Origin of the sequence: Moritella marina ATCC 15381 (genome assembly GCF_008931805.1) — a bacterium.
In the GTDB taxonomy this organism is placed as follows: Bacteria; Pseudomonadota; Gammaproteobacteria; order Enterobacterales; family Moritellaceae; genus Moritella; species Moritella marina.
Window position 1 is genome coordinate 1614471 of sequence record NZ_CP044399.1, and the last position, 12389, is coordinate 1626859.

At 41.3% G+C, this 12389-nt stretch carries 10 protein-coding genes and 1 pseudogene; 1 reads left to right on the forward strand and 10 read right to left on the reverse strand.

The window, feature by feature from the left end; all coding sequences use genetic code 11:
• Positions 1-507: 507 nt before the first annotated feature.
• Positions 508-693, forward strand: coding sequence for a hypothetical protein (locus FR932_RS07315; protein WP_019440108.1), 186 nt, complete (start codon positions 508-510; stop codon positions 691-693).
• Between the two features lie 110 nt (positions 694-803).
• Here FR932_RS07315 and FR932_RS07320 read toward each other — a convergent pair whose 3' ends face one another.
• The 10 genes and pseudogenes from FR932_RS07320 to FR932_RS21895 form a co-directional block, all read right to left on the reverse strand.
• Positions 804-2582, reverse strand: a complete 1779-nt coding sequence (locus FR932_RS07320; protein WP_019440107.1) for a protein adenylyltransferase SelO — start codon at positions 2580-2582, stop codon at positions 804-806.
• A gap of 235 nt (positions 2583-2817) precedes the next feature.
• On the reverse strand, positions 2818-2994 hold the full coding sequence (locus FR932_RS21650) for a hypothetical protein (RefSeq protein ID WP_155942351.1): 177 nt from the start codon (positions 2992-2994) through the stop codon (positions 2818-2820).
• A 38-nt stretch (positions 2995-3032) separates the two neighbouring features.
• Positions 3033-3782, reverse strand: coding sequence for an SDR family oxidoreductase (locus FR932_RS07325; RefSeq protein ID WP_026032050.1), 750 nt, complete (start codon positions 3780-3782; stop codon positions 3033-3035).
• 110 nt (positions 3783-3892) lie between these two features.
• Complete coding sequence (gene yqfB / locus FR932_RS07330; protein ID WP_019440105.1) at positions 3893-4219, reverse strand: N(4)-acetylcytidine aminohydrolase; 327 nt, start codon at positions 4217-4219, stop codon at positions 3893-3895.
• 153 nt (positions 4220-4372) lie between these two features.
• The gene (locus tag FR932_RS07335; protein WP_019440104.1) at positions 4373-5041 is read right to left on the reverse strand and encodes a hypothetical protein; all 669 of its coding nucleotides are present in this window, start codon (positions 5039-5041) and stop codon (positions 4373-4375) included.
• Positions 5042-5220: 179 nt separating this feature from the next.
• Positions 5221-5751 carry a GNAT family N-acetyltransferase gene (locus FR932_RS07340; RefSeq protein ID WP_019628766.1) on the reverse strand — a complete coding sequence of 177 codons (531 nt, stop codon included), beginning with the start codon at positions 5749-5751 and terminating at the stop codon, positions 5221-5223.
• Positions 5748-6017: a type II toxin-antitoxin system TacA family antitoxin gene (locus FR932_RS07345; RefSeq protein ID WP_019440103.1), complete on the reverse strand. Its 270-nt coding sequence runs from the start codon at positions 6015-6017 to the stop codon at positions 5748-5750. The genes FR932_RS07340 and FR932_RS07345 overlap by 4 nt, the downstream gene beginning before the upstream one ends.
• Before the next feature lie 392 nt (positions 6018-6409).
• Positions 6410-7273 carry a class A beta-lactamase gene (bla, locus tag FR932_RS07350; protein WP_019628765.1) on the reverse strand — a complete coding sequence of 288 codons (864 nt, stop codon included), beginning with the start codon at positions 7271-7273 and terminating at the stop codon, positions 6410-6412.
• Positions 7274-7511: 238 nt separating this feature from the next.
• Positions 7512-9128: a PfaD family polyunsaturated fatty acid/polyketide biosynthesis protein gene (locus FR932_RS07355; protein WP_019440101.1), complete on the reverse strand. Its 1617-nt coding sequence runs from the start codon at positions 9126-9128 to the stop codon at positions 7512-7514.
• A 236-nt stretch (positions 9129-9364) separates the two neighbouring features.
• A pseudogene (locus tag FR932_RS21895) lies at positions 9365-11929 on the reverse strand (beta-hydroxydecanoyl-ACP dehydratase); the annotation flags it as partial.
• Positions 11930-12389 lie beyond the last annotated feature (460 nt).

Genomic DNA, 12389 nt, shown 5'->3' on the forward strand with positions numbered 1-12389 from the left:
GATATGCAACATGCTTACTACTGCTTTATCGGCGATAAATTAACGTTTACTTAGATCTAAGTCACATATTTCTTATATATGTTAATAAAATCGTCAAAATAATTTTCATTTAATAAAAAACACACTAAATGCGCATGTAAATCGCAATTCAACGTAATAGTATATCTAATGAATTAAATTCATCTATTTTAAATATTAAAGACTCAGAATTATTTATCATTGGTATATCAAGGCTATTTTAACAGCGTATAATTGTTGCATTGATGTAACAAGTGCTTATTTTAACTACATTTGGAGTAAACAATTCAATTTATATGCAATTAAAGTGAATGAATATCTATAAAACAGTAAACAGTGTCACACAGCGCCGAATGCATTATCAAAACTAATGCTTAGTGTTATTTTTTATCATTATTGCATGGTTATTTAATGCGCTACTATGTTCACCAGATGAGCAATACATCACCTGGTTAAAACATAAATTATTAAATTCAGATAGAGGCTAAAATGGCACACGCAGCGCACATCAATATGATCCCACAAGCTTTAGATACAAAAGCTTATGCTGTTTCTATCAAAGGACTGATTAAACACACTAAAGACATTTTATTTAGTGATAAAAAAGAAAAATCTTTAGATATTCAATTAAAAGGCTTATCGCCACATCTCCTACGTGATATAGGCATGATGTAATAATTGACATTAATCTTTAAAACGCCAGCATTTGCTGGCGATTTTTGTTTCTAATATTAATAAAAATTAAGCGCCCATACGTCGATACACATGTACCGACGCGTTATCGTTCACGACGAGCAACTAAGATGGGACAATCCACCTACCTCAAAGAACTCAAGCGGTTTCAATCGATAGTATTTATCCTCTAGCTCCTTCGACTGCTCTGCATATGGCTGTGTCATTACGGCCTGCAGCTCTTGAATGAGAGAATAATCACCCGCAGTGGCTTGCTGATAAGCCGGCATCACGAACCATTCTCGCAAAACGTATTTAGGGTTGACGAGTTTCATCTGCATAGCGATGTCCTCACTGGCTCGGGACGAGATACCTTTCGCGTCACAAGTACTGTTAAGGAGCATTTGCCATTTTTCGAGCCACTCAATCCAGTATTTTTCTAACGCTAAGGTATCTGGATCATCCGCTGCATCATTGTATAGATTACTGTAAAAACTTTTCTTCAGTGGGCCAATATCGTCAGGAATTGAGGATAGTTCGCGGAAGAAAATAGTGTAATCAACAGGTGCTTGCATCATGAGTGTTTGTAGCTCTTTGATGAGTACGTTACACAGTGCTTTATCAGACTCAGTCTTCAAATTAATAAGACCCAATTTAGTAGCCCACATCGCCTTCATTTTCGTATCCATTACTGCTAAAAATTCACTTTGGATCTCGTCAAACGCGAGCAAATCCTGCTGATGAGATACCAGTAACGGCCGTAACGCCGAACAAAACATATCGAAATTTCGTTGTGCTGCATTTGGTTGGTTCATGAACGAGAAGTGATTACCCCCCCCCGTCCAAGGTTGATAATACGGATTAAACACATCACAAAAACCAAAGGGACCATAATCAAGTGTAAAACCACCGGCTGCGCAGTTATCACTGTTAAAGTTACCTTGGCAAAATCCAACACGGATCCAATTCGCAACCATTGAGGTAAGGCGGCCACGAAACTCGCGAGCCAGCAACACGATTTTTTCTGGAGTGGCTAGCTGCGTATCGATAACGTCAGCGTATTCACGATCGATCAAGTGCAGCACAATCTTCTCGAGTTCTTCCATCGCTTTCGGGTGTTCATTACTACGGCTGCGGCGCGCGAAAAGTTCGAGTTGACCAACACGGATGAACGACGGTGCAACACGCGTCGAGATAGCGACAGCTTCAGATATAAGCATGTCGGGATTCTCTGAACGCGAGCCCTGTGAGTACCAAGGTCGCTTAACTGTCTCCGTTTTTGAAACGTACAGACTTAAAGACCGTGATGTAGGTACCCCGAGCGCATGCATGTGATCTTGAGCCAAGAACTCGCGAATACTAGACCGTAAAACAGCGCGACCGTCTGCGCCGCGGCAATATGGTGTACGACCACCGCCTTTCAGCTGCATTTCCCAGCGTTGACCCTTGATGAGGGTCTCAAGCACTGAAATTGCACGTCCGTCTCCATATCCGTTACCAGTTTGGAACGGGCACTGTTGGGTGTACTCGGTGCCATAAATGGAAAGTGCATAGCCACTCGCCCAACCTACCTGGCGCATTGGTACTGGAACCCCTGACATATCACCAGAGAACATCCGGACAAAATCAGCGGACTCAGCCATACTGTCGGCAAAGCCAAGTTCAGAAAATAAATTTTTGCTATGCGCTACATATTCAGGGTCTTTGATTGGAGTCGGTTTTACGGGAACATAATGACCCGTAAAGACTTGTCTCGGCGCGTGATCGTCGCCGTTTTCTGTCGCATCAGGATCACAGTTTAGCGTGTCCATGAGTGAATAGTTTGCTAACGTCGCTAATTCGTTGAGCGTCGATATAGTCGAAGAGGTTTTCTTAGGCTGTCGATTATTCATATTTGTTTATACCAAAGCTCGTTAAGGGGCTGATACTCTGAACTTTACAGAATCAAAAGTATCCATACCAGTGTTAATTTTACTGCCTGCAAATATAACGACTTGTCTTTCAGCTTTCCAATCATGTAATGCCACCAGCCCACTCTATTAAAGCATTCAGGATAAATTCAACAGTCGATAGCTTTTGTTATAAGTTTTTCAGGTAAACAGATCCGCCTAATGATCGCACCGAGTCTTAAATTTGTGCCGCACGGCTGAGCACATAAGAAGAAGGGGTTGCTGCAGACATTCGCTTGGGATTGGGTAACACCGCCGCTAATTGAATTGCATGATGACGATGAGGAGAGGCATCTATAGATGAGCCATATATGATGACTACACCGGCCTTGAACCAAACATGAGACTTCATCATTTCTAGAACCTTAAAATTTTATTGATGCGTCTGTGATATTAACTCATTCTGCGGATCAAACGCGTTGGCGCCACACGTAGTAATAAGTGCATAATAGCCCAAGGGTAACTAGGTACATAACTATTCGCTTTTTCTTTATTAATTGCTTTCACTATCGCTTTACAACCCGCTTCAGCATCTATCATGAAAGGTGCTGTTTTTACTTTTTCATTCATCTCGGTGCGAATAAATCCAGGATGAATACAACTCACTTTGATTGGCGTATCCATCACGTCAATCCTGATACCTTCAGTTAATGATGTTAGTGCCGATTTAGTAGCTGCATACACAGTTAACGCACGGCGGAATCCTCGTACAGCGCTGATAGAAGAAATCGTCACTAGGTGCCCAGCATTTTGCGCCCTAAAGATTTCGAGCGCCGCTTCACATTGTGCGAGCGCCGCAATAAAATTAGTTTGTGCAGTTTGCAGATTAGCTTTGAAAAAACCTGTACCGACGGATCCACCCTTGCCTAATCCAGCATTAACAATAATACGATCAAGCGTACCAAATTCAGCTTTGAATTCATGGAAAACAGTGAAGACTTGTTCATGTTCATTGACATCAAGAGGTTTTATTTCGATTTGGATGTGAGGATTGAGGGCTAAGAGTTCTGCTTTCAGTGCAACTAAATTATCAAGTCTACGTGCACAAAGTGCTAAGTTATGACCTGATTTTGCAAATTCGATGGCCATACCTCGGCCCAACCCTGAACTTGCGCCTGTGATCAATATGTTCTTCCGTGTCATATCTTATATCTCAGTCATTTAAAGTCTCTTAATAGTAACAAGGCGATAATTCATTATCAAATTATCGCCTTCTTGAGCGCTATAAATAGTTCTGTTTTGTGCACTAAGACTTATAAGATATCGATAGTTACAACTCTGAAACTTATGAAAAATAAATCATTTGAAGTCGGATAAATCTTTCGAACTATCCACTTAAGCATAAACAAAAACGGTAAACCTTCAGCATTGGCGTGCGCACGGTTTAATTCACTAAACGTCACATATTCAATGCTCAGTATTTCTATTTGACACATTTTCCGATTATCTTCGTGAGTACAAGCATCTAACATCTGACCAACTAAGTAATGACTATCGGACTTATCGCGGATCGTCGCGGTCTTGTTACCCGATAGAATCGAACGTTCCAACCGTTGAAAAAATGTTATACAACTATACATCGTTTACACCTAGTTTCATCTTGAACATCCCTTAAATACATAACACCTTAGCGTCTATAGATAAATACTTGTTAAGACCAATATCGTAGATAGAAGCACTGGCACTCATAATAACAGCACTAAGTAGAGCCGAATGAGAATAATATCCCAATCCTATCTAAACCGACCAATATTGTCTAAAATAACCTTTTTGTTATTCGTATTTTCATTTCCGCACTGCAAGCCATCCACTTTTAATTCAGGGAATGAATATGCCTTTATCATTTGTTTTTCTTTCATTTCAGGCTGCATAGAGTTCATGATAGTCGTATAGTCTCCACATATCGCAGCATAGAAGACATAGTCGTCATATATTTCTTCATGTTCAGCTCCGTATAGATGGCCGAGCTCATGTTCTAAAGTTAGCGAGTCACAATTCAAATCGATGACCGCAACATTAGGAAAATAAGCCGAGTAAGTCGAGCCATAGAGATCTGTGGACTGGGAAGATGTCATTACTAGCACGGACAACCTATCGCTATTTACCAGCATCTTGTAAAGGCTGGAATCTTCGGCCATCAATTGAGCCATAACAAATTCTATCGAGTCATAGTTCAAGTTAGCAATTGATGAAGAGTAATATATGTTACCCGTCTCCCGCGAGAGTGGAATAGATGAGTTACTTAGAATAAGGCTGGAGTTCGTTATGGATTCACCTATCTTTAATTTGGCAACATCTTTAGGGATATCATCACTGACATAAAAGTCTACTTCAGTGATATTTACAGCTTGCGCATATTGGATAGAAAAAATTAAGCACAATAAATAAATGTTGTGAATCATAAACCTTTAATCCTCTAGGATCGCCACTGACGTAGTAGTTATCTTTTTAAGTCATCCCCTAAACGTAACGGCTGCTATTGTGGCCTCGGTCTGACCCGCTCGCACTTCTAGCGTGATCGCAATGAGATTACCGAATATAATAAATTTAATTCATACAACTGTTATACTAACTCTTACTGTTAAGTGAATAACTGATTGACTGTTTTCATTGATATGAACATTCTTACTCGACCATTTATTTCGCAGAGAACGTCGAAACCATATTTAGCGTAGAATGACTCAGCTTGTTCAGTTAAACAATCAACAACGATGGCGTAAGCTCTCATGTGAGAGTTAATTTCCCAAAGGTACTCTAACGCTTTAATTAAGCTAACTTTGCCTAACCCACTCCCATGAAACTCTTTATGGACGGCAAGTTGAGCCAAAAGAAAAACAGGGATAGGATAACGTGGTAACTTTTTAGCCATTGCTTGTGGTAACGTATCGCGGCTAATTGAGCTTGGCGCGATACTATAAAATGAGCAAATTGGATATTTTTTGTTTGGTAACGGCGCAGAAGCAGGTAAAACCAGAGTGCGGCTAATACCTGCTTGCATATGTTTGGCTGCTTGAGTTTGGATAAAATCATTTAGCTCTTTTTCGCCACAGTCAAATGATGCTCTGTCATGTTTTGATTTATCCAGTTCTTTGAAACGTTTGGAATAACTCACTTAAACTCACCATTCTGAGTAAATACAGCGGCTTCAAGTAATGCTTTATTTGGGGCTTTCGCTTCATCACAAGCAGCCATAAATTGGTCGAATACATTCGCTTCAACGGTAATACTCTCATGCTCAGAAACTACTTTAGTTGAATCTTCGTCCATTAAGCGAACAACGTATTCGGTTAAACTTTTTAAGCCGAGTAAAGCTGATGCTTTCTCAGCCTTAGCTTTGATTTCTTCATCCAAACGGATATCAAGTCTTGCAGTAGCCATAAAACCTCCAGTTGTACGGATTAATTCCGTAATTGAATTTATTATAGATTTTAAACAACTAAAGATCAACTTGTACGGAGTTGGTACGGGTTAGATTTTATTGAAATGCGGATTCATTCCTGTGATTTGGAAGGCGTCACTCATTTAACCTCTGTTTGTCTAAGAAAAGATAAAAACGACAAAGTCGCTTGGTAGTTATGGTACGACAAAGTCCCTTGGTGTTCACATTGGCTAACGCAATTGCACTAAGCCAAAGCTGGACAGAAATAACTTAGGGCAATTGTACTAGCCGAGGTAATACACATTAGATTTTGTAGGGGAAGCAAAGGTGTCTAATTGACGCCCTCACTTCGATAGCTACGCTCGTTAAAGTATTATCAAAAAATAACTTATTATTTCACCGCGTATTCTTTGAATATCAGCTTACCGATCTCAACAATAATCTCATTGCGCATTGCCATTGCTAACTCAGTTTCGGTTAAATAAATACTGATGATTAGCGGTTGACGCTCGGAGTGCCAAAGCATAGCAGTTATACCTCGAGAACCATTACCACCCGCACCTGAGCGGTCGGCAATAAACCAGCCTTGCGGTAATATAGAACGCAGTAAAGGATCTGACACTTTATTATTTTGCATCCATGTTTTAAGTTGGTTTTTATCCAAATCAAGTAGAACATCACCAAGTAGTAGTTTGTTGAGCGTGGTAACTATGGCTTTCGGTGTCGTGGTATCACGCAAGTCTCCGACCTTAGCTTCATTCAATTCAGGTTCTATACGATCTAACTGACTCTCTTCATCACCAATTTCTCGCAAGAATGCAGTAACGCCTTGAGGGCCTCCGATATACTGTAAAACAATATTAGCCGCGGTATTATCACTGGTCAGCATTGTTGCTTCACACGCTTTCGCCACTGTAATAGTGTTATTCACAAACGTTTTAGTGACTGGTGACCAAGGGATTAATTCTTCAGCCTTTATCAATGAGCTAGTACTGGGATCCAGATTACCATTTGTCGATTCACTTAGCATTTTCGCGCAAGCGAGGGTTTTGAATGTACTCATCATCGGAAAATGTGCATCACCATTGTAAGCCCACGTTTGTTTATTTTGCGTATCTAAAACAGCCACACCGATACGACCAGAAATACGTTGTTCAATTGCTGATATCGAATTGTTTAGCGTAGTAGCTGTCGTACTCGCACTCGTTAATAATAAGGCAGTACACAAGAATATATTCTTTGTTGTGTTTAACATTGGTCGAGTCTCTATATTAGTATTATGCTGAAGAAAGACTCGGATATTAAAGACTATTAACACCATTATCAATATAGGGCTTTGGATGAGCAAGTATATGGCAAGTGCGATATCAACATATTGTGAGTGAGTAATCGATCTAACTTGAAAGGGGCAATTTCGAGTTACAACACCTGAGTTAAAAACCAAAAAAAGCGCCCTCAGGCGCTTTAATTAATTCACATATCATCAAGTAACATTAATCACTCGTACGATAACTTGCCAATTCTGTACTTAAGCTAACACCTTGCAATTTCAACTGGTTTACACGTTGTAAATACGCAGCACCTTTAAGCATATGCAAAGCAACATCTACAGCGCCACGGCGGGTATAGTCTTCAAGGTAAGAACCTTTCACCCAGCTGTTGAATGCACCTAAACTTGGGCCTGCCCAAATCTGATAATCCATTTCACGTCCCTTCTCGCCTGTGTTTGACCAGCGTGAAGAAAGGCCAAGATACCAACGGAAGATAAGTGCCATTTTACGTTTAGGACTACTCGTTGCACGGGCTAGCATTTCTGGATCGCGTTCAGTAAAGAAAGCGATAGTGCCATCCCAAATCTCGTCTAGGTTTGCACGGAAGATTTGTTTTTCAATCTTCTCACGTTCAGCAGCTGGGATATCTTCAATCGAGTCATAAGCCACATACAAGTCATACAGTTTCTTCGCACGCATCGCGAACATAGAACCGCGTTTTAATACTTGCAGCTTCACACCCATTTCAAACATATCTGCAGCAGGTGCCATAGTCACATCAGCCATTTCAACTGTCGATAACAGTTTACGAGTATATTCAGATGCACCCGCTTCAACACACGCCTGATTCACAGAACCCAGAACGATATAAGCCGCGCCCATGTTAAATGCAGCGAGTGCTGCTTCAGGCGTTCCGATACCACCACCAGCACCAACACGTAATGCAGGAGAGAAGTTATACTTCGCTTGCACTTCATCACGCAGACCAATAATCGTCGGTAATAATGTTAAAAACGGACGGTTATCTGTATGACCACCAGAATCCGCTTCCCCAGTAATATCATCAGCCATAGGTACAAGCAACGCTAAAGCAGCTTGTTCAGGGGTGATCTTATTTTGTTCTAATAACTTATCCAGTAATTTTTGCGGTGCAGGTTCCATAAAGCGGCGACCAACTTCGGTACGCGATACTTTAGCGATAACCTTGTTACCGATATTAACACTGCCATCTGCGTTTTTAGTTAGACCAGCAGCACGATACCAAACAATGTGTTCAGTTAAACCAAGGTAAGCTGAAGCCTCTACCGTCTTGACGCCAAGTTTTAGGAAACGTTCAACCGCGCCACGCTCTAATGCTTCTTCTGCTGGTGCATGGATCAAGTTAACCGCATAAGGGCCATTTGGTAATTCAGCTTGAATACGACGAATTGCATCTTCAACCGCATCAGGCACTAGACCTGCAGCACCAAATGAACATAACAGCCCTGCTTTACCTAACGCAACAACCAATTCAACCGAGGCAATACCATTTGCCATCGCACCGCCATGATAAGCATATTTAACGCCGTGCTGTTTCTTGTAAGCATCATCACCCAGATCTTCTGGGTTTAACTTTTGCGCAAACGCCAATACATCAACATCGATGTTATTGCTGATCGCACCTGCTACTGACGTATGATTAGCTATACCAGTTACGCCTGAATTATTCGCCACATAGAGAGGTTTAGTTAGATCCATTAAAGCTGCTTTAATTTCTGCATCTTGTGTATGAACTGACGCTGGATCTACTTTCCAAGCCCAGTTAATTGCGTTGTTATTGTTAAAACCTAAACTCGACATTCTTAATTCCTTTTTTGTAGCTGCCGAATGATTACTTACTATATTCATTCCACAGCTAAATTATTTTGTCTATTAACTACTAAGTTCGAGGCGTCTAAATGGACACCAAGCCGTATTGATTAAAGTAAGCTTGCTGTTGTTGGCATGGATGCCAACCCCAAGCCTCCATGGACGGATTCACGGCGTGCAAAGCGTCTTTAACCAATGCGGCGCTTAAGCACGTTACACTTGACCCTTTACGCTTCAACAATACTTAAAACGATGTTTTTAACTTCATAAATACGCAGACCATCTTTAGACAGATTCGCATCACCAACGATTCGCACTTCACCAGCGTCATTCACGATCTCAGTGATATGCACGTCCAGTGACATCTGTTTATTCAGCGGCGTAATTTGCCCACGGTATTTCCAATCAACTTGCGTCATCGGCGCAATGAAACGTGGGTTAGCAAACTTGCCACCCAAATCATTTTTAAGCGCATAGGTCTGCATCAACTCAATAATAGCTTCAACACCTAATGAACCTGGCATCACCGGATCTTGGTGGAAGTGATAACGGAAGAACCAATCATCAGCATCAATCGTACGTTCGCCATAAACATAAGCCACGCCCGCTTTACCACCGCCTTCAACCACTGACACTGTATCGATAAAGTTCATCTGACCACCAGCCAATTTATAATGCGGTTTATCCACAGGCGCTTTATACAGAGCCAATGACTGATTAGTTAAATCAAACACATCAATATTCGCTGCGGGGGTATTGTTATCAACAAACCACGCATTAGTCGTTTTACCGTTATCAATGCCCAGTTGGTTAGTCAGTGATTCACCACTAAAGTAACCAAATACAGCTTTACCAGTATAAAATAGCTCGCCATCTACAGACATATCAAACGTGAAACTTTGAATAATCGCGCCACCAGCAATAGCCGTACTAACCAAGACTGATTTATTCACAATGGTCTTGCCGCGTAAATCAATCTGCTTTAATAACGTGCCGCTACCATCAAGGTTACGGAAGAACAGATCTTTTTCAGGGTATTTAAGCGTCGTGCCCATGTAACCAGAAATAAAGCCATTTGGTTGCAATGCAATTTCCATGATTAATGAATAAGGCATCCAGTTTTCATGGCTGTTTTTAGTAAAGTACCAAGCGTCTTCCGGTACATAGTATTCAGCTACACAGCTTGATGGATTTTTAAGATCAAGACGTTCGCCCTGCACTTCTACAACCTGAGTAACAACTTGTAAATCGCCACAAGGTGTACGAGGTGGAATACGACCTTCATAAACATCAAAATCAGGACCGAAACAGTTAGAAATATTACCCGTCGCAAACTCAAACATATGCCAAGGTGTAAACGGTGCTTGGTTAGGCACTCTATGATGACCAGCAACAGCAGGCGCTTCAAAATGCTTAATCGGTGTCACACCTTTGCTTTTCGGTGCAGACAAGTCTGACTCAACACGCATTAACGGACGTTCAGGAAACTTAAACGGTTCAACACCACGTTCGTCTAGATCCGCGCTGTTAGCGGGTGAAGATGCTGGTGCTACTGACGCAACAGGTGCAGTAATCGCTTTAAGCGCCACATTACTCGGCAGTGTTACAGGGTAATCTGAATGCTCATCTTGTTCGCTGATCATCACGCTCAAGTTTTTGAAATCAACAACCACTTTACCGTCAAGCAAAATATCAATATTAGCTTTCATGAATGGCTGTGGATGCATACCCATCGCAGTAACTTCCATACGGTAAGTTAAGGTATTGCGCTGTGGCAGTACTTGCCCACGACAACGTACCGTTTGTGATTCACCTGGTAGTGGTTGGAAACGAGCGTTGTTCACATTGGTATGCATACCAAGAGACAGCATGAAGAACATCGCCATTTGGCCACAACCTTCCGACATCAACGAACCAGCCATTACTTGATCACCTTTAAAGTGACAAGGGAAATACCAATGCTCAGGGTCTAAATCTTTCTGACCTTCTAACAGGCCTAGTCCCCAATGACCACCGGTTGGGTCTATCTTGGTAATACGTTCAATCATCAAGAACTTCTCAGACGAGAATTTCAATGATGGATTACGGCCACCTTGATCATATTGCGGACCAAAACAACTGGCAACATCACCATTAACCAACTTCATCATGTCGTTATAATCGTATTGACCACGGTTATGTTGTAATAACGGCGTGAATGATGATTTAACAGCATTGCTAAACTCAGCTTTGTCTTTGTCGTTATGAATAACGCCTTTACCATCAGAAAGTTCTTCGTCAGTAAAGAAACCAGCACAACCATTACGCATGATAAGTACCTTCTTATCCCCTACGTAACAATCGTAATGGAAGAAGAATAATAATTGCTCGCCGTTACGTGCATACGAATCAATGTGGATCTCGTAACGTAAAGTATCGCCACCAAAAGCCATCTCTTCAAGGAAAGTTAATTCACAATCAAGTAAACGGTAAACACGTTCGCCTTTCGCTTGGAAATCAATACCGATATATGAAATCAACATCAAATCACACTGGCCTGATTCGACGGCAACAGACCAAGGGATCTGACCATCAATTAAGAACGGTGCATCAACAGGCACATCATATTCAGTACACATGTATGATTTCTTGTATTCATGCACCTTGGCATCAAGTTCAGTAACACGTGTTACTAACAAGTAATCTGAGGTTGGCAGACGTACACGACGCGAATAGCCATCAATAATATTGTATTCAGCACCAAATACCTTACCAATATCACCTTCAGCGAATTCAACCAAATCAGCTTGATCGTAAATCACGTTTTCTGGTTTATTATAACGTTCAATTAACTGCAGCGGTGGATAGTTGTAACCAACAGGTCCTTTTATCTGAAAACCAGCTTGTGTAGCAGCTGCTTGCGCTTTTGCTTCTGTACTGGTTAGGTTTGTCGCTACTACAGGCGCATTAGACACAAGTGTTAATGGCGTTGCTGATACAGGATTTGTTAGCACTGTATTGCTTGTTGACGCAGTATTGTTAGATGTATTGTCACTACCAGTTTGGATTGACAGCTTGGTTTGCAATTCAACAAGTTGCGATAGGTTTTTCTGTGCAGCTAAACGACTTTCTAAAAATGCTTTATGCGTAGACGCTTGCTGATGAATTTGGTTACTTGCTTTATGTTTCACAGTCACTCCAACAACGCTCGGTGCCGCTACGGGCTGCGCTGTGTGTTGATGTTGAGAAAGGGGTGAACTTACAGCGGCTGCT